The sequence below is a fragment of the Paenibacillus harenae genome (genome assembly GCF_030812415.1).
In the GTDB taxonomy this organism is placed as follows: domain Bacteria; phylum Bacillota; class Bacilli; order Paenibacillales; family Paenibacillaceae; genus Pristimantibacillus; species Pristimantibacillus harenae_A.
Genome location: NZ_JAUSST010000005.1, coordinates 144,790 through 168,140 on the forward strand (window position 1 = coordinate 144,790; position 23,351 = coordinate 168,140).

Sequence of the window (23,351 nt, forward strand, 5' to 3'; positions counted from 1 at the left end):
GAGGGACGATAGCGATGTATATCCAACCACAAGAGAATTTGCGGCCAGACTATCATCCAGATCTGACCGTCGTTCTGCTCGGAACGGGTTCTCCACGCGCCTTCTATGGTCGAGCGAAGCCTGGAGCCGCGGTGCTTGCGGGAGACAAGGCGTTCCTCGTCGATTGCGGGGGCGCTACGGTGGACCAGCTGATCAAAGCGGGCATCATGCCTCAGCGGATATCCGATGTCCTGTTCACCCATCACCATTACGATCATAACGGCGGATTCTTCGACGTGTTTATCACGAGCTGGCGCACGCATGTTACTGCGGAGCGTGTCTTCGAAGGCCGTTCGGTGCCCATGCAGGTGTACGGGCCAGAGACGACGAAGGCGATCATCGGCAAAATGCGGGAGTCTTTCGAGTTCGACGTCAAGCTCCGAATCAGCTATAACTTATCGGACGAAGCGGGCTCGCGAATCGAGTATACGGAATGCAACGAGGGCGTTATCTACGACAAGGACGGTATCCGGATTACCGCCTTCGAGGTGGACCATCGCCCTGTCTATCCGGCAATCGCTTACAAGTTCGAGTATAATGGCAAGACGGTCGTTATCTCGGGCGACACGATTCCGGTGGCCAACATGGAGAAACACGCGACCGGGGCGGATCTGCTCGTTCACGAAGCGTACAACAAGACGTGGCTCGATGCCTTGATCGCACAATATCCGAAGCACGAGAAGGCGCTGTCGAACCCCGCGAAGTATCATACGACGACGCTGGAAGCGGCGGACATCGCGCAGCGGTCGGGAGTCAAGCATCTCGTGCTAACGCATCATATTCCCGCGCCGGCGGCGAATCCGGCGGCGGAGCAAGCGTATATCGAGGGGATGGCCGAAATTTACGCCGGTCCGATCTCGGTCGGTCGCGACTTGATGGTCTTCGAATTAAAGTAGTGGACAACCGCTTAAAGAAGGGCACCCGAAGTTGCCCCGTCAAGTAAACAGTTATGAAATTAGAGCACTAAGCAACCTTAGTTCGGTATTCCAACGGACTAAGGTTATTTAATTTCTTCTGAAATTGCTGATATGGAATGCCTAATACGTATAGAGGTCTTTCGCATTTCACCCCAAAAAAATCCCCTCCAAGTAAACTGTAGTGCTCTTCTTAAGCACTTGTCTGCTCAAAGGGGATAATATCATGGGGTGCTTTTCATCATTTTCGCATTATAAAATTACCCCTGGTGATCATCAGAAATTTTCCAAAGCAATCTTTCCGATAAATCTCCCCGTTGCCAACTTATCATGCGCCAAGCGCAGGTTTGCTGTATTTATGGGTTCCAGGCGTTCGGTGAGTGTCGTTTTTAATTTTCCATCATCGATTAAATCCGCCAGGCTATTCAGTAATTCATGTTGTTTAATCCTATCTTCCGTATGAAACAAGGAACGGGTAAACATGAACTCCCATACAAAGGTTACGCTTTTGGCAAACAATAAGTCCATCTTCAAGCTACCCGACCAGGTAGTCTTATCCGTAGGAACGATAGCGCATATTTTGCCTTGCGGGGTAATGACTTCCGCCATATTCGCGAGATGTTGCACCGTTTCATTCAAGCAAAAGATATAATCAACGGTATCGATACCAAGTTCCTTAAGCTGCGATTGAAAAGGATGGTTGTGGTTTATGGTGAAATCGGCTCCTTGGCTTTTGACCCATTCGATTGACTCCGGACGCGAAGCCGTGCCGATAACGGTCAATCCTGCCAGCTTGGCCAGCTGAGTAGCGATCGAACCTACTCCTCCAGCTGCTCCGATAATCAGTATGCTTTTGTTTTCATTTGCGTTCAAGCTGATTCCTAGACGATCGAATAGGCTTTCCCAAGCCGTAATCGAAGTAAGCGGCAATGCGGCTGCTTCCGCGAAATCCAAGCTTTTCGGCATTTTTCCTACAATTTGTTCATCAACTAAGTGAAATTCGCTATTGCTGCCGGATCGAGCCACGCTGCCCGCGTAATAAATCTTGTCTCCAGGTTTAAACAGCCTGCAGTCAGGTCCAACCTGTTCTACGATTCCAGCGGCATCCCAACCCAAAATTTTGGGGGATTCCGCCTCATAGTTATGATTTTCGCGAATACCCAAGTCCGCAGGGTTGACCGAAATTGCTTTTACTTTTACAAGCAGATCGCTACCGGTGGGTAATGGCTTATCCAGTTGCAGATCCATAAGGCTTTCCGGGTTGGAGAGGGGAAGGTATCGGTAAGCGCCGATCGCTTTCATTTTTCCGTGTGTCATCGTATCTTTCATCCTTTCATATTAGGAAATGTTGCCGCGATTGAATTATATCTCAGGTTAATTACTTTAAGTAAGTACGCATATTTTTATGGTATAGTATTAAAAATCATACCTTTGGGGAGGCCGGTTATGGGAGACCGAAGAAACAAATATGGGGTAAGTCCCGACATGCAAGCCTGTCCTGTGGAAACAACGCTGGATGTCATCGGCGGAAAGTGGAAGGGGATTATTCTCTATCAGCTCCTGCACGGAACGAAAAGATTCAATGAGCTCCGGCGTCTCAATACGGGAATTACGCAGTTTATTCTTACGTTGCAGCTCAGAGAGCTTGAAAGGGATGGCATCATTCATAGAGAAATTTATAAAGAAGTTCCGCCAAGAGTGGAATATTCGCTAACTGATTTCGGAAGGACTTTGGAGCCGGTCATTGTGGCTATGAAAGCATGGGGCGAATCCTATAAAATCAAACTTGATGAAAATCGGGCGATACAGGGGGAAGAGGAAAAATGATAATTAAAGAATGCACGCTGGTGGAAATTGATCATCTCGTGAAGGAATATGTGGAGGGATTGTCTTCGCCGTTCGATTCTTTTTTGGAGGAGCATATCCTTTCATCGGTTTTTTACTCGATCCAAGACGATGAGAAGGATGTCGGTTATTATGCCGTACATAACAATGAACGGCTGACTCAGTTTTACATCCTCCGCTCTTATCAAATGCATGCGCAGAAGCTTTTCCTTCAAGCGCTTGAGCGCCATTCGGTCAAGTCTATTTTCGTTCCGACCTCCGACGAACTGTTGATAAGCCTGGTCATCGATCAAGATTTTGCAATAAACAAACAAGCTTACTTTTTCCAGGATAGCCTGGTTAGCCTGTCGACCGGATTGGGAGACGGCGAAATATTCCGCCTTGCAACGCAAGGCGATCTTAGGCATGTACAAGAGGTATGCGGGGATTTTCTCGACAACTATGAACGCTGGATTGAAAAGGGCGAGCTGTTTGTCTATTACAGAGATGCAGACTTACTGGGCATCGGGCTGATCGAAAGCTCCAAATTGTCAGAAGGATTAGCCAGCATTGGGATGTTCACGAATGACGCTTACAGGAAACAAGGAGTGGGGAGAGCCATTATCGTACAATTGCGCCAATGGTGCAAGGATCGCGGCATCTCGCCCATATGCGGATGCTGGTATTATAACGAAGCATCTAAACGCACGCTGGAGAGCGGAGGCATGGTTACGAAAACAAGGCTATTGAATATTGAAGTAACGAAGCAAACCACGAATTAAACCTTACCGCTTCCGAAAGAGAGGGGATGTTCAGGCTGGATCTCCCAGCCCAACACTTGGAAGTTATGAAAATTGACACGATAGTCCGAGGTATATCGAATATCCGCAACGTTAAAGCAGGGGAGAACCTACTTCCCCATCCTCGATGGATAGAACATGCAGTAAATAGGCAGATCGTCGAGTCTCGTTTCGTTGTTTAAGATGAATCCAACCTTTTGGTACATCGTCACATTTTCTTTGTTTTCGGTATCAAGCGCTACTCCCTGCGAGTTTGGGTCCTTATTCACCGTATGCAACAGATGATTAAGCAAGGCTTTACCGACTCCCTTCCCCTGATGATCCGGCTGTACGCCGATCATAATGAGATAGTGATGCGGAAGCTTTGGGGCAAATGATCTTGTGAGCCGCATATAGGAGTTTAGGAGATGCAACGTTTGCCGAGGCATTCGAAAACATAAAGGAAGCAATCTCCCGATTAATAATAACCCTCCTCGTATGCTCTGAAGTTTATTGGCGTGCGGATTCTCTACGACATATGCGCCCTGCAAGTCTTCGTTTTCAAATACGCCCCACACTTCTTCATGGAGTAAAAAGCTCTTATCAAACATAAAGGACACAAAAGCTGTCACATAGCTTCTTGCTTGAAAGTCGAGCTCGGAATCGCCCAATACATGCAGGAATAAGGGATCGCGGCAAAAGGCGCTGCTCATGAGCGAAACGAATTGTGGTTTATCCGACTTAGTGAGCTTGGATAGGCTAGGCGAGAACTTCATGCTTCTTCCCCGGCGTTGTGCTTGACTCCGTTATAATGATCGACGGCGAAGCTAAACAATACTTTAAGCATAAACAGTTCGCAGATGATCAGCATATAGGGCGTAATTCCGGGCAGCAGGGGGATGAAGCCCAGGCCGATAGACAAGAGCAGCCCTGCAACGAATCGTTGCGATTGCCTCCCAATAAGGGCATTTATGATAAATGAACCAACAATCGTATATGCCCATACCATTAGTGAATACCCAATATCGCTATTGAGAAGCAGGGCGATCGCTATGATATGGACATGTACCGAGATGAATACGATCCGGTTCGTCCTTCTTGCCGCATAGAAGTTGCTTGTTGAGGCTGTGAAATTCGCAATGCATCCGGAGAAAATATCGAATATAAACAAGAAGGCCAGGGCACTGCGCCATATCGGCAATCGGTGCGTCAATTCGGGAAATACGCAATAGATCGCTGTGGTCAGGATTCCGCCAAAAAGTAAAATCGCCAGTATGGACCAACCAGACTGTTTCTCTCCAAAAACATCATGCAAAAAAGCTGGAATTCGTATTAGTCTCATTGTATTACACTCCCATCCTCACTTTTGTAGTTTTGTACTCAAAATGATATCCCACTCTAAAATAAATATAACCATAAGATGAGGAGTATTCAATGGTTTTGTACTTAAATTATTGAAATACTCTAAAACTTTAGTTACACTATGTACGAGGTGAAGCGAATGGACGGCTACGAACGGCGAAAACAAAAAAAAATGGAGCAAATATACGGTGTATCCGTTGAATTGTTTTTCAAATACGGCTTTCAGAAAGTCAGCGTGAACGAAATTGCGCACAAAGCGAAGGTTTCGCCCGCTACCATATACAACTACTTCGGTACCAAAGAACAGCTCTATTCCGATACGTTGATGAACTGGTTGGACAAGCATCTGGCGCAGTACGAGACTATTCTTAATTCGAGGCTGTCATTTCCCGATAAGACGAAGGAAATCATGCTTTTGGAAGCCAAAAACTTGAAAATTTTAGCGGATGAGTTTTCGAAAGTCCCCTCATCGGAGCATAGCGAATTGACGCAAATGATGGAACGCTATAGCGAGCAAAAGGTTGCTCCCTTCTTTGGGAAGTATGTCGCGCTTGGGAAACAAGAGGGTTATATTGGTGAAGATCAGACGGAAGAGACGATGATGCGTTACTTCACGATGTTTAAGAATGAACTGGGCAGGTATTGGGGTACTTCGAATCAAGAAAGGGCAGCCGGGAGTATGGATCAAATGTTGAATTTGTTTTTTTATGGATTAGCAGGGCGAAGGGGCAGCCGGAACAGTCCGCGCGATAGCGGTAAGTAGGAGGTCAAAGGGATGTTCAGGCTGGATCTCCCAGCCGAACATCCCTTTGATCGGTTTTCATGCTTTTGCACGATCTGTATTCAACATCCGCGCGGGTGCTTTTTTGCGGCCCAAACGATTTGTTCCAATAACCCCCGCTATAATCAGCACCGAGCCGATCAGATGATACAACGTAATTTCTTCCCCGAGAAACATCGCCCCGGCCGCCATGGAGACGATCGTGGAGAGATTGGCAAATACGCTCATTTTCGACGCTTCCATTTTGGACAGGATGTAGGTGGACGTTAGAGCAGTAACCAGCGACGATAGAACGCCCAAGAAGAGAATGGACACGATAAAGGTACCGCTGGCGAGCGGCGCGAAAAAGCGGTGAAGCGTCCCGGATGCCGCATGGCCGGTAAACGAAACGGAGAGAAAAACGGCGAATCCGATTCCCAACATCATGTAAGTGATTTCCGCCGGGCTGAACTGCTTCGAAAGCGAGCGGGCCAAAGCGGTATATCCGGCAAAAGCGACGCATGTTAACAGTAAAAGGGAGATCCCCGTCATGTTCGACAAATCGATGCTGCTGCCCTTCATGACAAAGATGAACACAACCCCGAATACCGACAGAAAGATCGACAGCTTCTGTAAGACGGTCGTTGTTTCTTTCAAAAATAAAGAGGCGACGACCATCGTTACGACCGGGGTGAACGCGTACAAAATGCCGCCTTCCGCCGAGGTTGCGTGCTGCAGCCCAAACGCTTGAAGCGTGAAGAACCCAAGCGGATACATGGTTGCAAGCAATAATACTTTATACAATGGCTTGCCGCGGTAAGAAAGCTTAACCCAGCCGAACGCCACCGGGACGGACATGACTATAAACGAAGCGGTAAAACGGAATGTCAGCGTGTCGAGCGGACCTGCGTATTCGAGCGATAATTTGGCAAACAAAAACGATAATCCGATAATCACAGCGTTAAGCACGGCGAAAAAATAAGGAAGCCTCAGATCTTTTTGGTTCATGGTTGCATCATCCTCTCAAGGCAAACGGCAGCGTGTTCGCGAACGTCTTAACCGTTACTTTGAAGATATAATAAAATGGCGATTCGAACCATGTCATTTTCAATAAACTGTACCGATACAGTTGCTTGTCGTATCGTATAATGAATAGTAATAGATTTCGGATTCGGGGAGGGCAGCGGCGTGAAAAAGTATTTTTCGATTTTATCCGATATGGAGAATAAGATCCGGGAGGGGCAATACGTTCCCGGTCAAAAGCTGCCTTCCGTTCGTAGTAGCGCGGAGTCGTACGGGTGCAGCATCAGCACGATCACGCGGGCATACGCGGAATTGGAAAAGCGTCATGCCGTTTATTCGATCCCGCAAAGCGGCTTTTACGTTGTCGAGAAGCCGGGAGATTGGCGTGACAACAGAGACGGCAAAATGATCGATTTTGCTACCGTATTGCCGGATTTGGACGCGTTTCCTTATTTGGATTTTCAACATTGTTTAAATAAAGCGATCGATATATACAAGTACGACCTGTTTACCTATGGCGATCCGAAAGGGCTGGAGTCCCTGCGTCACACGCTCGTATCCCATTTGGCCGGCGACCAGGTGTTTGCCAAAGCGGAACAGATCATCGTCACTTCGGGCGCGCAGCAGGCTCTGGAAATTTTGGCGAAAATGCCGTTTCCGAACGGAAATGCGGCGGTTTTGGTGGAACAGCCAAGCTACGATATTTATTTGCGGTATTTGGAGGCGGAAGGCATACCGGTGCATGGCATCGCTCGTACGGCGGCAGGTATCGATTTGCGGGAATTGGAGCAAAAGTTCGGAAGCGGCGGCATTAAATTTTTTTACACGATGTCGAGATACCATAATCCGCTTGGCACCTCGTATAACGCGGACGAAAGAAAAGCAATCGCCAGGTTGGCGGGCAAATACGACGTATACGTCGTAGAGGACGATTATATGGCCGACTTGGGCGCGGAGCGGCAATTCGACCCGATTTACGCTTACGATAGGAGCTCGCATGTCGTTTATTTGAAAAGCTTCTCGAAAATCATCTTCCCGGGTTTAAGGCTCGGTGCCATCGTATTGCCGGAACGGTTGCTAAAGACGTTCCGGATTTATAAAAGTTACCCCGACACTTCGTTGTTGTCCCAGGCAGCGCTCGAAGTGTACATCAAAAACGGCATGTACGAGCGGCATAAGCACAAAATATGCAGCTTGTACGCATCGCGTATGAGGGCCTTGAATGAATCAGTGGAACGGTACAACGAAGCGGGGCTAATCGAAGTGCCCGGCGTCAGTTCGGGTATCTATGCGCAGTTTAAGCTGAAGCCGACGGTCAATATGGAGCGTCTTATAAAGCGGCTTGCCCAGAGGAACATCAGCGTCGTGCCCGGCAAAGCGTTTTATTTGTCCGATTATCTGGAGCGGGAGAAGTTTTTGCGGATCAGCATTTCACAGACACGGCCGGAGCAAATCGATGAGGGGGTTAAGGCGATAGTCGAGGAAGTAAGGCAGGGAAGCAGGTGGTAGGTATGAGCTCGAACGCAGAAACGACCGCTCATCTTAGGAGTGATCGCTTTTACGTTCGGCTCGTCTCTTCTTGATCTTTCCGAACGGCTTGTAATAAGTAACGAAAACCATGAAGAGTAGACAGAATAAGTTGAAGCTTGACATACTTATGATTGACGACCATGTGGACCGAAATTTCTGGCTCTGCGATGCAAACCCCATGTCTTGGATCATATCTGCAAGCGACATCGTCCAATTGTCGAGATATAAAATTCCAAGCAGGATCGTAGTAACGGTGAGAACCAGTTTAATGACGACCCAGTAATGCTTGACCAGCCCCCATTGCGTCCACACCGATAACAGGATGCCTGTCAGTAAGGTCAGCAATGCCGGATACTTGAGCAAGTTCTCGTCAATGACCTCCATGCTGGCTAACGTATAAGCTAGCTGATCTCCGCTATCGGCGCTTTGCAAATAAATACCCAACAGCAGCATCCCTAATGTTCCGCCAATCCACGACGCAACCGAAATAACGTGTATGGCGACTAATAGTTGTTTCTTCTTTTGACTAAGTCTATAAGCCATAGAGTAAAAATCCCCCCTGCGTTGTAATCATGCCAGCACTAACTTTAACAAAGAAATGTTGTGAACTTATGACATTGGTTTGCGATTGCTGTGATTTTTTAAACCAAATTGAAGTTTTCGTGGATGATGGAATAGTAATATTGAAACGGACATCCACTATTGGCGGATCGCGTCCAACTGGGGTAATGAGGCCAACTTACCTATGCATAAAAAGTTGCGATACGATGCCGTTGTTACTCTATACTTCGTTTGAAAGGAGGGAAAGAGAGGGGTTGGCTTGCGAGGATGAATCGGGCATGTTGAAAAAAATAAAAGGTCCTTTTAGGACCCTGAGATGCAGAATTGTTATACCCTTAGCAGATTCTTTCTTGCGATATGAACACAGTCCAGAACCGCTTGTATGACAAGCTCCGGCTCTGTTAGTTGAGGAAAGTGTCCGCTGCGGGAAGCCGTAATCTGTTTGCCCTGTTTGTTTAACCGAACGAGATCTAACTGATTGTTTTTCCGTATTTCCATGGCATGCTCCGGCATCATCGGCGGTTTTTTGCCTCCGGATACGACGACGAGCGGAACATCGGGGAAGGAGCCCGCTTTTTCAATCTGTTCTACAGTCTGTTCCACGAAGTTAACCTCATTCCACTTGCGCCCAGGAGATAAGGGATCAAACAACCCCAGGATTCGATTAATACCCCTGATAAATGGAGTTTGTGTTTCATTCATACTTAGATCCAGCGGGTGGCTGGAATCCAGCAGCACGACACCCGCTACTTCGTTGGGGTATTTCCGGGCGAACAAGTTGGCATATAATCCTCCCAAGGAGTGGCCAACCAGAATGTAGGGGGGAAGGATGTTCGCTTTCTGAAGCAATTGTCTGAGTGCGGTCACAATAACGTCCCCATGTTGCGGAGTCGATGGCTTATCGCTGCCGCCGACGCCCAATCGATTATAAGCCACAACCGTGGTTGCCTCTGCTATTTCATGGAAAGTCTTGTGCCACCCTTCTATAGGCCCGCTGCCTCCGTTAATGAGAATGACGGCGGGGCCATCCTTCCCCGACCGTGCGTATTCCAACTTCCCGCTCTGTGTATCAATTTTTGTCTTAGGAATGGATTTCATAGTCCCACCTTCTTATGATTAATTTAAAGTTCCTGTCACTTTGTCGCCGCGAATCGGTTGTACACTGCCCTCACGGCATTCGCCTCTTTATTGCTTTCGCCATCGCTACTGCAGCTTGTCAGAATCAGAATACAAATGCACGTAGTTAAAACAATAGCTCTCCGAAGGGATAAGTGTCCTATCCTATATTTCTTCATTCCATGAGTCCTTCCTGCTTCATCTAATCGCTTAAGGTCAGTATAACGCACTAAACTTACGCCAACTTGCAGTCGAATAGAAGTGACGAGTATCGAAGCGCACAAAAAAAATGTAAACACGATATTCCGAAGTATGACTATAAGGTGTCATACTTTTTTGTTTATCCTGAGACTGTCAGAAACAAACGAGACAGAACCTTAGGAGGAGATTTACGAATGGCAAAATTGTTGATGGTAAAAGCAAACGATCGGCCGGCGGATCAATCGGTTAGTGTTAGGATGTACGATGCTTTCTTGAAGGCCTATCAAGAGGCGCACCCGGATGACCGGGTGGAGGTGCTTGATCTCTACCATGCCGAGCTGCCGTATTACGGGGATAAGGCCATCAGCGGCCTTAATAAAATGAATCAAGGTTTGGATTCCACTCCGGATGAAGAGCAGGCGGCTCTATTGGTCAGTCGGTATATGGATCAATTCCTAAGCTCGGATAAGATCGCATTCGCCTTTCCGCTCTGGAACTGCACGGTCCCTGCGCCTCTTATCACCTATATGTCCTACCTTACGCAAGCGAATAAGACATTCCGTTTTACATCGGAGGGACCGATCGGACTGGTGGCGGATAAAAAGGTCGCTTTGCTGAACGCAAGAGGCGGCAACTATTCGATTGATTATATGGCGCCTTACGAGATGGCAGTTACTTATATGCGTAACATGATCGGAATGTGGGGCATAAAGAATCCGGAAGTAATAGTCATTGAAGGTCATCATCAGCATGGCGGCGATACCAAAGATATTATTGAAACGGGGCTTAGGGATACGGTGTTGCTAGCGGCTCATTTCTGAAGATCCAGTCCTATTAACCTTTAAAGTTTAAAAGGTGAACTTTAAAAGGTAAAGTTTAAAAGGTAAAGTGTGAAGTTTAACTTTTATTGCCCAAGCGAAAGAAAAATGAAATTTTTCTCATTTTGCCCATAAAATCCCCATAATCTACGAAACTATTATATATATCAAAGGTAGGGGGAGATCGATAGTATGGGCAAACCGGATAGTCTTACCACCACCATCACATTGGCGATTGATAACGGAAGCAGTCACATAAAAGGAATTTACGACGATTTGGGCAATCAGTTTATTTTCCCTAATGTCGTAGCACAGCCCTTCGGAGAACGCTATTTCTTAATGGATCAAGGCGATCCCCTTGATTTTCTGGATGTGCAGATTACCTCTCCCGCGGTTCATGCGGAGCAGTACCGTCATGTCTACGTAGGCAATTTGGCCATCGGCGACGGAGGCATTGTTCATGAAATTATTGGCGATAAGGCGGTACAGAAGAAAGCGCAGCGGCAGGAGACGATGGTAACGCTGTTGACGGCCGCGGCTTACGCCATCGCAACTAAGCATAAGGACCAAATCCAGCGGGGTAAAAACCGGATCAAAGCCAAGGTCAACTTGGGTACAGGCTTGCCAATCCAAGAAATTTCGAAATTTCGCGAGGAATATGCGGATAAAATTACGGCAGGCGTGCATAGCGTGACGTTCGTCACCACACCGATGTTCAAGGGGGTGACGGTTGAGATGGAGATGCTGCTGCCGAGCGACATTAGCATCGATGACGTATCCGGGGTGTATGATATGGAGGCCTTCTCCAAGGCTCATCTATCTTTGAAAGGATTCGGCATAGCCGACGTCGGCGGGGTGGATATGGATATCGCGTTTTTCCGGCCGGGGCTCGATCTGGACCAACGCCACTCGACGGGTGCCAAGATTTATCTTAACAATGCACTGGAGAACATCCGCAACGAGGTCAACGCGCAGGGGGAAGAACTGATTTCAAGCACAGCGGAGCTTACCTTAATGTTGGTCAATAAAGAATATGCGATATATGCGGAAGGCAAGGTAGCCTTCGATATGACCGAGCTTGTTAACCGTCATATGCGAATTTTAGCGGAAAAGGTTTTGAAGTATGCCCGCAACGCTTGGAAGCATGCCCGGTACGCGAATGAATTCTGGTTTATCGGCGGGGGATCCGTCGTTCTGCAGCCATGGATCGAGAAGCTCAATGCGGAGCTAGGATTGCCGATTCGATTCGATCATTCGGAATTCAGCCAGCTTCGCAACGTCCGCGGCACCTTCTTCCTGTTGTCGCATGCCCTTGGAGAGGGGAACGATGCGGCAGCTGCCCGGGCAGATACTGCCGGAGATCACGGCGGGAGCGAGACGGATTGAAGAAACGACGACAGGTGGTCATGGTGGCGCCCGGGAAAGACGTGACGTTATACATACCGACCGACACGCCGCCGGAGGTCATCAGGTATTTGAACCGTTTAAAGGCGGAAGGCAACTTCAGTCAGGGGATTATGGAGATCCTGACCGGACATATCCTTGAGCAACCCGCGTCAACGGCAATGTCTCCTATCGAGGAAGCAAGTACACAATGGGATGACCTTCGTTACGAATCGAGTTCCCAATCCAGCGAAGTTCCGGAACCGGTGATTCCCGTTGATACTGCGCAGGACGTGCAGAAACCGTTTAGTCCGCAGGACATTCTTAGGCAAGCAGCGCGGAATGCCGGGAAGCTGTTGCGTGATGGACAATGAAACGAATGAACATGCAGGCTTGGATATAAATATTCTGGTATATGGATACTTGAAAAAAGCCACCCAAGAGGGTGGCTTTTTACATGCCGTTACAGACAGTGCGGGCGGGAGCCGTATTATAAAGAAAATGCCTATCTTTTAAAAATAAATTCGAGTCTGGTAATTGTTGGTCTAAAGTCCATTCATTAATATGATTTATATCATAACATACGTATAAATAATAATTCGCATTTCGAGGCGAACTGAGGAGGTTTTTTAGGTGCTGTAGCCCGTATAATAAAAAAAATATTTTTTCTGAAAGGAAGTAAAAAATGACAAATAATACGATTGAAGAAGTATTACTACAAAAATTCAACTACTACAAAACTTATAATTTAAAAGGGATTTCAGCTGAAAATTTTAAAAAAACGATTATGGATAAAATAGATACAGTAGATTTTGAACAAGAAGGATATAAGAAAGAAGAAGTCAACCGTCAAAGAGAGTTATCGGTAAAGTTCCATTGGGGACATAATCATGATTTCGGTGAATTTTCAATTGCTGGACGTATGAGCAATAGACATATTCTAGTAATGGCCAATTTTTGCAGATTGTTTCATTTAAATCTAGATATGTTTAGAAATAAGGAAGTATTTGATATTGGGTGTTGGACGGGGGGAACAACTCTTTTATTATCTTCCTTAGGTTGTAAAGTTTATTCCATTGAAGAAGTTAAAAAATATGCCGATACTGCATCATTTCTAGCGAAGTCCTTTCAGTTAAAAAATACGACTGTCGAGCACCGTTCTTTGTATTCCTGTAATGAATCCGTACTTCACAATAAATTTGACATCGTATATTTCCCGGGAGTCCTTTATCATGTTTCTGATCCGGTACTTGCTCTGAGAATTTTATATAATAGTCTAAGACTCAATGGGAGAATACTAATTGAATCAATGGGAATTAAACATAGCGAACCCTATTGTCTTTTTGGAGGAAGCTATGGCCAAACGAACGGCGGAACAAACTGGTTTGTTTTCTCGCCTTCCGCCCTTGAAAAAATGCTTAAAGAAGCCGGTTTCGATCAGATTAAAACGGGGTTTATCAATGACAGATTATATGCGTATGCAGAAAAAGTTGAAGAAAAAGGTATTTGTAAAGCAGGCTTAGCAGATCCTACAATAAAATAAAAGAGTTGCCGTTATCAAAACAACAAATAAGAACTATGTAGTTCTTTCAGACTGTCGAGTAAATCCCGGCGGTCTATATTTTTGCCCATAATATAATAGCTTTGGTGAGATGATATCCTTGAGATAGATTATGGAGAGAGCGAGTGATTCTGATGATTATTGAATATTGGGAAAGGGTGAATGACTCGCAATAGAGGAGGCTATGCTTTTGTACAATCATTTAGAATTAATGAACTTTCAAGCGGAAGTTCTATATGTTCATAATCATGCTGGTCGTATCACGACAATTAATGAGTATGCGAACCAGCCGGCGCCGCGATTTTTTTGGGGGCAAACCAATAATGGCCGCGTAATAAGATTCCGAAGCGATGTTCCAAATAACGTAGTCCGCGAACTTACGCAGGTGTTGGATAGGAATGATCCGACTAATCAGCTGGCTAATGTGATTAACGTATTGGAAAAGGATAAAGGAATAAGCGGCTTCTGGATGGGGCCCGCATATGTATTTAATGATATCGTAACCGATTACACGGATGCCACCTTGGTCACCGAAGACAATAAATACTGCTTGGAACACGGATTTTCCTCACTATTGTCGGAAATGAAATTTCGAGAGCCTTGTTATATGGTAACGGAAAACAACATAGCGGTATCTGTTTGTTTTAGCGCAAGAAGCAGCGATAAAGCTTCGGAGGCCGGGGTGGAGACATTGAAGGACTATCGAGGAAAAGGGTATGCGATTCGCGCAGCATCTTCTTGGGCTCAAGCTATACTCCAATCTCAAAGAATCCCTTTATATAGTACATCATGGGATAATTACTCTTCGCAGTCCGTGGCAAAACGCCTTCAACTTCACTTTTACGGAACGGATATCTCTATATATTAAGATCGATTTAAGGATCGCGGACGTTGCGAAGCTGGCTGAATTCCGAATTTGGTTATTCGGAGCGGCGCTAAGGACGGTGGGAGTAATAGGTGCGGTTTTGGCTTATTATTTGAGGGGGCGGTGTCAGGCGTGCGGGAAGGCATAAAGCCGAAGGAGCTTCGAGTGAACCAAAAGAGAAAGATAACTCAATAATGGGGTCAACAAGAACAAAAGAGAGCATGCTCAGCCTGCTCTCTTTTGTTCTTGTTCAAATCGGTTATCGTCAGGGCTAGGAGGGCTGCGATGCAAAGTCAAAAAAGTATCAGGAATATTCCTTGACAGGAATATTCCTGATAAGGTATATTCAATTCATAAACAACGACCACGACTTTAACGAACAGTTAAGGAGGTATCCGCACAATGCTATGAAAACTGCGATTCTAAGTGCGCTCGCTGAAGCAAACCGTTTACAAATTGTCGGGCTGCTATGCAGCGGACCTGGCGGAACCGATTCGACAATCTCAATCAGCATTTGCAAAAGTTTTTCAAAAAAGAAAATCAACAGGAGGAATTATTTATGCGTAAAATGATCGTTATCTACTGGATTTGCACCGGATTAGTGGCCCTGCTTATGGGTGTAGGCTCCATACCTAACCTTCTTTCCTCGGCCGACTCTCTTGCCCTTTTTCAACAGCTTGGTTATCCTGCCTATCTTCTCCCCTTCCTCGGTACGGCGAAGCTGCTAGGCGTCATTGCAATAATTTTACCCGGGTTTCCCAAAATCAAGGAATGGGCATATGCCGGTCTTACCTTCGACCTCGCCGGTGCCACGTATTCCTTCCTTGCAATCGGGAAACCTAACGAATCAATCTTCATGATCCTCGGGTTCCTGGCGATTGCAGGTTCTTACGTAACGTACCACAAAATTAGAAAAGCAAAGATGGCTTAGCATCGCAGAAACTTTAGATCGCCTGAGCGGGCTGGTAGAGTCGCCGGAGTGGGTTCCCGACTATATCTTCTGGCTGGGATAAGGCACGTTCACGCTTTACTTTATAATGAGCTCAAATTCAAAAGGACGCCTTCCAAGGCGCCCTTCTTTTTTTAAACATTTTACTCTAAAATTTGAACAACGTTATTTGGTAATGCTCGAGGGACTTCGTGCTCATAAACATCAGATCGCGTAGCCAATCGTCATGATAAGCCCTTTTTATATAAGCAGTATAAATTTTAGGTCAACGTGCCACCTTAATCTAGTCTGAATTATGACTACACGGAGGTAACTAAATGGACCCAAACACACAGAATACACAACAAGATGCTAAGAACGTTCAGCAGGAAGCACGGCAAGTTGTCCAGCAAGCACAACAAGTTTCCCACCAGGTGACCCAACAAGCAACCCTGGCATTTCAGCAAGCGCAACAGGCGGAAAAGTCGGCTCAAACCGCTCAGCAATTAATCCAACAAGCACAGCAGATACAAGCACAAAGCAATCAGCAACTACAAGCAGCTCACCAACAAATCCAGCAAGCTGAAATTACCGTGAATCAATTGCAGGGGCAAAATGCAAATCTTTCTCAAACGGCAAATAACGCAAATGTGGTTCAAACAACTACTGCGACCGATTCAGATGTAATTCAATAATAATTCCTTCGCCCCGGTGACGGTAGTCGCCGGGGTTCATTGCATGGTCGATTCGGAAACAGCGGCAGCTCAGGACAAGGAACAAGTCCAAGGCTGCCGCTGTTTTAATGAACATGCAGGTCGTCCTGCTGAGGGTGTGCAGCTCTTCATCAAGTTCCCACAAAAAAGAAGAACCGGCATGGTCCGCCGGTTCTTACTTACATATATAGGTTGCACGTAAAGAAACAACGTGATATGATTAAAAAATCATTGTCTATTCATCTAAAAAGTTATAGTGATTCCATTTTATCTATACTATCATTTTAGCATGATGATTTGTGGTTTGTCAAACATTGTTTTTCTTCATTATACCTGACTAAGGAGCGTGTTCGTAAAGATGGTAAATGAGAAGGATTGGCAGCAAGAACAAGAGCGGCTAGATCTGGTTACAAAAAAACTCCGATCAGAAATCGCCGAACTGGAACCGGCGGTGGCCGGGCTTCGAGATCAGGTAGCAGACATTCGCAAACGGTTCTGGGAAGAGGTTACGATCAACACGAGCACGCACGAAGACTTCGAAGAGACTTTCTATAGTATTAAACAGCAAGAAGCGTTGTTGTCGGAACGGGAGCGCAGTCACCGGCAACGGATGCAGCGCTGGAAAAACATGAAACGGCTGCTGCCGTCTCCTTATTTCGGCCGTGTCGATTTTCAAGAGGATGGGTTAAGCTTCAGCGAGCAAATATACATCGGCGTTTCGTCCTTCGTTGGCGAAGACGACATTAGCTTTCTGGTGTATGACTGGCGGACACCGATTGCAAGTATGTACTATGATTCTTTGCCGGGCAAGTCCGCTTATGAAACGCCGGGAGGGCGCGTGTCCGGGACGATGCTGTTGAAGCGGCAGTACCAGATTCGTAACGGACAGTTGCAGAATGTATTCGATACGAGCGTAACGATCGGCGATGAACTGCTTCAACAGGTGCTTGGCAAGGGAGCCGACGCTCAGATGAAGAGTATCGTTGCGACCATCCAGAAGGAGCAAAATGCGATTATCCGCAACGTCAAGAGCCGAATGCTCATTGTGCAGGGGGCGGCCGGCAGCGGGAAGACGTCTGCGGCATTGCAACGGGTAGCCTATTTGTTATATAAATACCGCAATACGCTCAAGGCGGACCAGATTGTCCTTTTCTCTCCTAATCCGATGTTTAACAGCTACGTGTCCACGGTTCTTCCCGAGCTCGGCGAAGAGAACATGCAGCAGACGACTTTTCAAGAATATCTGGAGCATTGGCTTGGGTCGACGTTAAGCGTTGAGAATCCATTCGGGCAGATCGAATATGTACTGACGTCAACAGGCGCTCAAGGGTATGATGCACGGCTTAGCGGAATTAGGTATAAGACGTCCGAAGCTTTTCTGAGCGCAATCCAAAACTATGCACAGTGGCTGGGTAAGGAAGGCATGTTATTCCGGGGCATCCGTTTCCGGGAACGGGAGTTGATTACCGCGGAGCAAATGGAATCGCAATTTTATAGCTACGATAACTCCATTCGCCTGGCTAATCGTGTCTCTCTGCTTCGAGAATGGCTGCTTCGAGAGCTGACAACGCTTGCGCGCAAGGAGCAGGAAGCGCATTGGGTGCAAGACGAGATCGATTACCTCGACAACGAGCAATATGCCGAAGCTTACAGCACGCTGCGCAAGAAGTATCAGCCAGAAGAGGCGGTTCTTCATTTCAACGAGCAGTATAGGGAGTTGCTTGAGGAGATGCAGGGGGAAGAAGACGATGACTCGGACTTTCGGATGCAGGATGAAGAGGAAGAACTGCTGCGCCGGATGATCGTGAAAGAGTCCTTCAAGCCGCTCATACGGGACGTGAAACGGTTAAAGTTCATCGATGTGAACGGGCTGTACGATCAGTTGTTCGGCGAGGAAGTCGACTATCGGGAAATGACGAACGGGATCGAAGTGCCCGGGCACTGGCCGGAAATTTGCGTGCAAACGAAGGAGAAGCTGAGTCGGCACGAGCTCTTTTATGAGGATGCGACACCGTTTTTGTATTTAAAAGAGCTCGTCGAGGGCGTGCGCACAAACATGGAGGTGCGGCATGTATTTATCGACGAAGGCCAGGATTACTCGCCATTCCAATTTTTGTTTCTTAAGCGGCTGTTTCCTCGCGCGAGTATGACGGTGCTCGGCGATTTCGGTCAAGCGATTTTCCCTCAAGCTACGAATCTGCACGAGGCGGAATCGCCATTGATCCGGCTTTACGGCGAAGGGGAAACGAGCTTCTTCCGCCTTGTCCGAAGCTATCGCTCAACCTGCGAGATCGTGAAGTTCACGAAGTCGCTGCTGCCTGGCGAAGAGATCGTGCCATTCGAGAGGAGCGGAAGAAAGCCGTATCTCTCGAAGGCTGGCAACGGCGTCATGAGGGCGGCGAGAATCGGAGAGGATCTCGCCGCTCTACAGGCTGAAGGCTTCGATTCCATTGCTGTCATTACGAAGACTGCAGCCGAAAGCCGCGAGGCCCTTGAAGCTTTAAGGACACAGGGCTGCGGGGCGCTGCGGCTCATCACGGAGGAGACGCTTACCTTTGAGAAGGGGGTAATGGTTATCCCCTCCTATCTCGCCAAAGGCGTTGAGTTCGACGCGGTACTGATCTACGATGCTTCCTCCCGAGCATACAGCCGGGAAAGCGAGCGGAAGCTCTTCTATACGGCATGTACGCGCGCGATGCATCGGCTTCAGCTCTACACGACGGGGGATTGGACACCGTATATCGAGTCAATGGATCCGTCTTTGTATGAGGTAGAGCAATAAAAAATGGAGGCCAATTTGTTAGGGTCCCCGAAAGGGGGCATACAAATTAGCCTTTTTTTCCACAAGGAAAGATATTACACCGGTTCATCAAGCGAGCACTGGCAACTTGTCGCTTAGAATTTTGGCACCAAAGTAAAAAATATTCGTCTCGTCGATGGCGATCATGATATTGATTGCAAGATTGATGGTTTCGGAGCGATGAAACTAAAATCCGAATTCGTGAAAAAAGTTTAAATGCGATAGTAAGCAGACATAGCTTTGCAAAGACCATCCTATCCACGGGATGGTCTTTTTTTCAGATAAACGATAGAAGGCAACCGGAGGTTGCGGGGTGCGGCAACGAAAGTTATCTTTACTTTCGGCATGGAATTTTATCATAATGGGGTACAGATTGCGGAAAGGTGATTGCCGACATGATATTTGGAGAGAAGTTAAAAAGCGAGAGAAAGAATAAAGGATGGTCTCAAGAAGAATTAGCCGAGAAACTGTTTGTAAGCAGGCAGTCCGTTTCCAAATGGGAGAACAATCAAAATTATCCGAGCATTGAAATCATTATTAAAATAAGTGATCTATTTGGTGTAACCATCGATGAGTTATTAAGGAGCGACGAGGAGTTGACGAAGAAAGTGATTAATGACGGCAAAAAACTGGCGTATCCGAGGTTGAAATTAATATTCGATGTTGTTTTCTTGATAGGCGCGATCCTCTGGATCATAAAACTGGGTGTTTTTATGCTAAACAAATTTACCGATCTGGATATTCCTTTGTATGGCGAGTCGTTTATTTGGAATTTTGGCCCTTTAGTTTTGATGGTCGGTGCAGGGATCGGCTCGGGCGTGGTGAAAGAAAAATATAGAGAAGATTAGCAACAAAGAAGAATGGATAATGGAGAGGGGTTACGTAAATGATTCAATCTATCGTCCATATTGCTCTCGTCGTCGCAGATTATGACGAGGCAATAGCGTTTTATACGAAAAAGCTGCACTTTACGCTAGTTGAAGACACCTATCAGCCGGAACAAGATAAACGGTGGGTAGTCATCTCTCCCCCTGGTTCGGTCGGGACTACGATTTTGCTTGCAAAAGCTTCGAAACCGGAGCAAGAGTCGTTTATCGGAAACCAGACGGGCGGCAGGGTTTTTCTTTTTCTGAACACCGATGATTTTTGGAGAGATTATCGTGAAATGGCGGCCAAGGGAATCGAGTTCGTTAGAGAGCCGAAGGAAGAATCGTACGGAATGGTTGCCGTATTCAAGGATTTGTACGGAAATCTATGGGATTTGCTTGAATTGAACGAAGATCACCCCATTTCTAAACGGATAGGATAAGCGCAAATGACCCTGAACAAAAAACAACGTTACCGCTTTAGCGAAGCGCCTATATGGGATCTTCAGAGGAGTTATTATGAAGAAGAAGGAATGAAGGCATGGAACAATGACCAAGTTCCTCAATATATAACGAGCAATCCGATGATCGCCGCCTCTTATGCAGAAATGATATTCGGATTTCTTCAAGATCGGGCGAACAAGGGCTATCATTCGGAACCTATTCTTATCGTAGAGCTTGGAGCGGGAGCGGGACGTCTTGCTTACCATGTGTTGCATGAGCTATGTCAGTTAAGGGACTATGCGGGGATCCCATTGCCTCCGTTCCGCTATATTATGACGGATTTGGCGATGCACAATGTGACGGCATGGAGCGAGCACCCCGCCCTGCAGGTTTTTATCGGCGAAGGTTTATTGGATTTTGCGCGATTCGATGCGGTCCACGATACCGTACTGAACCTCGTGGTGTCCGGCACGGCCATTGGCGAAGGGGATCTGAAACAACCCCTGATTATCGTTGCCAATTACTTTTTTGACAGCATTCCGCAAGAGTTGATTTATGTTGGTGATGGTCAGATGTATGAGGCGGAAGTATTCGTCGGCTATCCTGCCCATATGGAGTCGCTGGCACCGTCACAGCTTTTAGACCAAATATCGCTTCATTATGAGCATAGACGGGCGCCAGAGTACGAACAAGAAACCTATCCTTACCGTGATGTCATTGCCGTCTATCAGGAACAATTGGAGGATTCGCATATTTTATTTCCCGAGGCCGGCCTAAGCTGCTTAGAGCGATTAAACCGGTTGTCTCCGCAGGGTTTCCTATTGCTGACGGCGGACAAAGGAGATCACCTGCTGGATAACTGGAAGTTCGCCGAACCGCCGGAGTTGGTCCTGCATGGAAGCTTCTCGTTAACGGCCAACTACCATGCAATCCAGCAGGTATACGAACAAAAGGGGGCTGCGGTATTGTTTCCCCCGCATCATTATAAAAATATAAATGTAGGTTGCGTGATCCATACGGATGCATCGATGGAGTATGCCCATACCCGATTGGCGTATCGCCGATGTATAGAACGTTTTGGTCCGGATGAATTTTTCAGCATGAAGGAATGGGCAGATCGCAATCTAGAAAGCATGGGACTGCAGCAACTATTAAGCTTTTGGCGTTTGGGCGGCTATGATGCGGAATTTTTTATACAGAGCATGAAGCGGTTCTCAGGTCTGCTGCCAGATGCGAACGATGAGGAAATGCAGGATATTTTGCGAGGCATTCGGCTCATGTGGTCATCGTACTACGACATCGAGCGGCGTAACGATTTAGCGCTCAATGCCGGGATGCTGCTGTTCGAGATGGAAATGTACGAAGACGCCGCGTATTTCTTGGAATTATCGATTCATGAAGACCAGGCTGAGCGCATACCAACCCTATATTATTATCTGGCTATTTGTTGTTTGGAGTTGGAATTAGACGAAGAGGCTTCGCGTTACGCGATAGAATTGTTGAAGCTTGAGCCTGACCATGAAGAGGGATTGGCATTGTTGAAGCGATTCGAGTAAGGGGGGAAAGTTGGACATGAAGAATATGCTGTTCAAGTATATGACTAAATTTACAACGCTTAACGAAGAAGAACAGCAGGCTATCGCTCAAGAGATCCTTATCGAGGAATACAAGAAAGGGACCGTTCTCCTTGCGCAAGGAGACGTTCCCGCAAAATGTTATTTCGTGTTGAAGGGCTGCATCAGGCAATTTTCGATTGACGAGCTTGGCAAAGAGGTCACGTCCAATTTCTATACGGAAGAGCAGGCGATTTCGATATTCAATCACCACAAACAAGATAAGTCGTCGGATTATACGTTTGTCTGTTTGGAAGACTCCGTATTGGTCGTTGGCATCCTAGATGGCGAAAGGGACATGTACAACAAGTACAACCAATTGGAATCGATGACTCGTTTGATGGTCGAGCAATTTTTTGGCCAGGTGCAAGAGGAATTCGCTTCCTTTATCGCCTCTACGCCCGAAGAGCGTTATAAAACGTTATTGCGGAACCGCCCTCATCTCATCGATCGCGTACCCCAGCATCAATTGGCCAGCTATCTCGGTATTACCCCGGAGTCATTAAGCCGAATTAAGAAACGGATTTCCATCCTCTGAACAGCAGCCATAACCCGAAGCCCAATTCTCCGGCCGTCATTGGCACTATAAACACATAATCAAGGATCGTGAGGATCTTATCGTATTGCGGAAGGAGGGCGCTGCCTAAGTGAATGACTATATAGCCTATAGAAGCGAGCAGCATCAGGAGGCCGATGATCTTAGGTATGCTGTCTGATTTCAGAGCCAAATAACCGACAATCAGGAGATGCCCGCCGAAAATGACTAAGCCGATCGACCAAACCGTATCAAATACCTCCAAAAACAGCATGACGTTCGCTTGTAGTTGATCCAGCGTAAATGCGGATAAATAGGAAGGATTGTACGAGAGCTGCATCGCAAAAATGAGATTCAGCAGGGCGATTCCCAATACCGCTGAATAAACAAGGCGGAAGCAGGCGCCGAGCAAGGACATCCACTTGTGTATCGGTCTCAGGTAAATATAGAAAGCCCAAGCGACCACGATGTCGCAGATCAGGATGATGAGCCAGCCCAAGATTTCGGCTTTGAATAGCATTTCCGACGACAGGATATGATCCCATGTGGCCTTTGGATCTCCCTGCACCACCAAACTGCCATGGGCATAGCCATAAGCGAAAAACGCCGTCAATGCCATGACGATCAGAGAAATGCCGGCAGTTAATGCGGATAGGCGCCGATCGGATTTTTCTTTTTGTACATGAATCATATAAACAACCTCCCTGTATCCAATA

General features: G+C 46.8%; 25 protein-coding genes and 1 pseudogene. 19 read left to right on the plus strand and 7 right to left on the minus strand.

Annotation, left to right across the window (positions count from 1 at the left end):
- The first annotated feature begins 14 nt into the window (after window positions 1-14).
- Complete coding sequence (locus J2T14_RS18795) at window positions 15-935, plus strand: MBL fold metallo-hydrolase (protein ID WP_307473174.1); 921 nt, start codon at window positions 15-17, stop codon at window positions 933-935.
- A gap of 294 nt (window positions 936-1,229) precedes the next feature.
- On the opposite strand, the gene J2T14_RS18800 is transcribed toward J2T14_RS18795, so the two are convergent.
- Entirely contained in the window at window positions 1,230-2,270 is a 1,041-nt protein-coding gene (locus J2T14_RS18800; protein WP_307473176.1) for a zinc-binding alcohol dehydrogenase family protein, read from the minus strand.
- 129 nt (window positions 2,271-2,399) lie between these two features.
- On the opposite strand from J2T14_RS18800, the gene J2T14_RS18805 reads away from it, so the two are divergent.
- Window positions 2,400-2,780, plus strand: coding sequence for a winged helix-turn-helix transcriptional regulator (locus J2T14_RS18805; RefSeq protein WP_307473179.1), 381 nt, complete (start codon window positions 2,400-2,402; stop codon window positions 2,778-2,780).
- Window positions 2,777-3,559, plus strand: coding sequence for a GNAT family N-acetyltransferase (locus J2T14_RS18810; RefSeq protein WP_307473181.1), 783 nt, complete (start codon window positions 2,777-2,779; stop codon window positions 3,557-3,559). Before J2T14_RS18805 ends, J2T14_RS18810 begins: the two co-directional genes overlap by 4 nt.
- A gap of 128 nt (window positions 3,560-3,687) precedes the next feature.
- On the opposite strand, the gene J2T14_RS18815 is transcribed toward J2T14_RS18810, so the two are convergent.
- Both J2T14_RS18815 and J2T14_RS18820 read right to left on the minus strand, forming a co-directional pair.
- Window positions 3,688-4,332, minus strand: coding sequence for a GNAT family N-acetyltransferase (locus J2T14_RS18815; protein ID WP_307473183.1), 645 nt, complete (start codon window positions 4,330-4,332; stop codon window positions 3,688-3,690).
- Window positions 4,329-4,898, minus strand: coding sequence for a hypothetical protein (locus J2T14_RS18820; protein ID WP_307473188.1), 570 nt, complete (start codon window positions 4,896-4,898; stop codon window positions 4,329-4,331). The genes J2T14_RS18815 and J2T14_RS18820 overlap by 4 nt, the downstream gene beginning before the upstream one ends.
- 159 nt (window positions 4,899-5,057) lie before the next feature.
- Between J2T14_RS18820 and J2T14_RS18825 the strand changes: the two genes are divergently transcribed.
- Window positions 5,058-5,681: a TetR/AcrR family transcriptional regulator gene (locus J2T14_RS18825; protein ID WP_307473190.1), complete on the plus strand. Its 624-nt coding sequence runs from the start codon at window positions 5,058-5,060 to the stop codon at window positions 5,679-5,681.
- Between the two features lie 57 nt (window positions 5,682-5,738).
- Here the strand turns inward: J2T14_RS18825 and J2T14_RS18830 are convergent, their stop codons facing one another.
- The gene (locus J2T14_RS18830) at window positions 5,739-6,686 is read right to left on the minus strand and encodes a DMT family transporter (protein ID WP_307473192.1); all 948 of its coding nucleotides are present in this window, start codon (window positions 6,684-6,686) and stop codon (window positions 5,739-5,741) included.
- A 180-nt stretch (window positions 6,687-6,866) separates the two neighbouring features.
- On the opposite strand from J2T14_RS18830, the gene J2T14_RS18835 reads away from it, so the two are divergent.
- Window positions 6,867-8,210 carry an aminotransferase-like domain-containing protein gene (locus J2T14_RS18835; protein ID WP_307473195.1) on the plus strand — a complete coding sequence of 448 codons (1,344 nt, stop codon included), beginning with the start codon at window positions 6,867-6,869 and terminating at the stop codon, window positions 8,208-8,210.
- A 33-nt stretch (window positions 8,211-8,243) separates the two neighbouring features.
- Here J2T14_RS18835 and J2T14_RS18840 read toward each other — a convergent pair whose 3' ends face one another.
- Entirely contained in the window at window positions 8,244-8,774 is a 531-nt protein-coding gene (locus J2T14_RS18840) for a hypothetical protein (RefSeq protein WP_307473197.1), read from the minus strand.
- A 345-nt stretch (window positions 8,775-9,119) separates the two neighbouring features.
- A complete protein-coding gene (locus J2T14_RS18845) occupies window positions 9,120-9,890 on the minus strand; it encodes an alpha/beta fold hydrolase (protein ID WP_307473199.1) in 771 nt (256 codons plus the stop codon).
- A gap of 413 nt (window positions 9,891-10,303) precedes the next feature.
- Between J2T14_RS18845 and J2T14_RS18850 the strand changes: the two genes are divergently transcribed.
- The 14 genes and pseudogenes from J2T14_RS18850 (at window position 10,304) to J2T14_RS18915 (ending at window position 22,638) form a co-directional block, all read left to right on the plus strand.
- Window positions 10,304-10,930 (plus strand): FMN-dependent NADH-azoreductase, encoded by a 627-nt coding sequence (locus tag J2T14_RS18850; RefSeq protein WP_307473201.1) that lies wholly within the window; start codon window positions 10,304-10,306, stop codon window positions 10,928-10,930.
- Between the two features lie 189 nt (window positions 10,931-11,119).
- Window positions 11,120-12,313 carry a ParM/StbA family protein gene (locus J2T14_RS18855; RefSeq protein ID WP_307204433.1) on the plus strand — a complete coding sequence of 398 codons (1,194 nt, stop codon included), beginning with the start codon at window positions 11,120-11,122 and terminating at the stop codon, window positions 12,311-12,313.
- On the plus strand, window positions 12,310-12,684 hold the full coding sequence (locus J2T14_RS18860) for a hypothetical protein (RefSeq protein WP_307473203.1): 375 nt from the start codon (window positions 12,310-12,312) through the stop codon (window positions 12,682-12,684). Before J2T14_RS18855 ends, J2T14_RS18860 begins: the two co-directional genes overlap by 4 nt.
- Window positions 12,674-12,826, plus strand: a complete 153-nt coding sequence (locus tag J2T14_RS18865; protein ID WP_307473205.1) for a hypothetical protein — start codon at window positions 12,674-12,676, stop codon at window positions 12,824-12,826. The genes J2T14_RS18860 and J2T14_RS18865 overlap by 11 nt, the downstream gene beginning before the upstream one ends.
- A gap of 169 nt (window positions 12,827-12,995) precedes the next feature.
- Complete coding sequence (locus J2T14_RS18870; RefSeq protein WP_307473208.1) at window positions 12,996-13,853, plus strand: class I SAM-dependent methyltransferase; 858 nt, start codon at window positions 12,996-12,998, stop codon at window positions 13,851-13,853.
- 202 nt (window positions 13,854-14,055) lie between these two features.
- Window positions 14,056-14,739 carry a GNAT family N-acetyltransferase gene (locus tag J2T14_RS18875; RefSeq protein WP_307473210.1) on the plus strand — a complete coding sequence of 228 codons (684 nt, stop codon included), beginning with the start codon at window positions 14,056-14,058 and terminating at the stop codon, window positions 14,737-14,739.
- Between the two features lie 556 nt (window positions 14,740-15,295).
- Entirely contained in the window at window positions 15,296-15,667 is a 372-nt protein-coding gene (locus tag J2T14_RS18880) for a DoxX family protein (RefSeq protein ID WP_307473212.1), read from the plus strand.
- A 335-nt stretch (window positions 15,668-16,002) separates the two neighbouring features.
- Window positions 16,003-16,359, plus strand: a complete 357-nt coding sequence (locus J2T14_RS18885; protein WP_307473214.1) for a hypothetical protein — start codon at window positions 16,003-16,005, stop codon at window positions 16,357-16,359.
- A 376-nt stretch (window positions 16,360-16,735) separates the two neighbouring features.
- A complete protein-coding gene (gene helD, locus J2T14_RS18890; protein WP_307473217.1) occupies window positions 16,736-19,159 on the plus strand; it encodes an RNA polymerase recycling motor HelD in 2,424 nt (807 codons plus the stop codon).
- A gap of 123 nt (window positions 19,160-19,282) precedes the next feature.
- A pseudogene (locus J2T14_RS18895) lies at window positions 19,283-19,393 on the plus strand (PhnA domain-containing protein); the annotation flags it as partial.
- A 179-nt stretch (window positions 19,394-19,572) separates the two neighbouring features.
- A complete protein-coding gene (locus J2T14_RS18900) occupies window positions 19,573-20,025 on the plus strand; it encodes a helix-turn-helix domain-containing protein (protein WP_307473218.1) in 453 nt (150 codons plus the stop codon).
- A gap of 38 nt (window positions 20,026-20,063) precedes the next feature.
- Complete coding sequence (locus J2T14_RS18905; RefSeq protein ID WP_307204452.1) at window positions 20,064-20,486, plus strand: VOC family protein; 423 nt, start codon at window positions 20,064-20,066, stop codon at window positions 20,484-20,486.
- 6 nt (window positions 20,487-20,492) lie between these two features.
- Window positions 20,493-22,043, plus strand: coding sequence for a tetratricopeptide repeat protein (locus tag J2T14_RS18910; protein WP_307473221.1), 1,551 nt, complete (start codon window positions 20,493-20,495; stop codon window positions 22,041-22,043).
- 16 nt (window positions 22,044-22,059) lie between these two features.
- The gene (locus J2T14_RS18915; RefSeq protein WP_307204457.1) at window positions 22,060-22,638 is read left to right on the plus strand and encodes a Crp/Fnr family transcriptional regulator; all 579 of its coding nucleotides are present in this window, start codon (window positions 22,060-22,062) and stop codon (window positions 22,636-22,638) included.
- Here the strand turns inward: J2T14_RS18915 and J2T14_RS18920 are convergent.
- Window positions 22,613-23,326: a DUF4386 domain-containing protein gene (locus tag J2T14_RS18920; RefSeq protein ID WP_307473222.1), complete on the minus strand. Its 714-nt coding sequence runs from the start codon at window positions 23,324-23,326 to the stop codon at window positions 22,613-22,615. The genes J2T14_RS18915 and J2T14_RS18920 overlap by 26 nt on opposite strands.
- Window positions 23,327-23,351 lie beyond the last annotated feature (25 nt).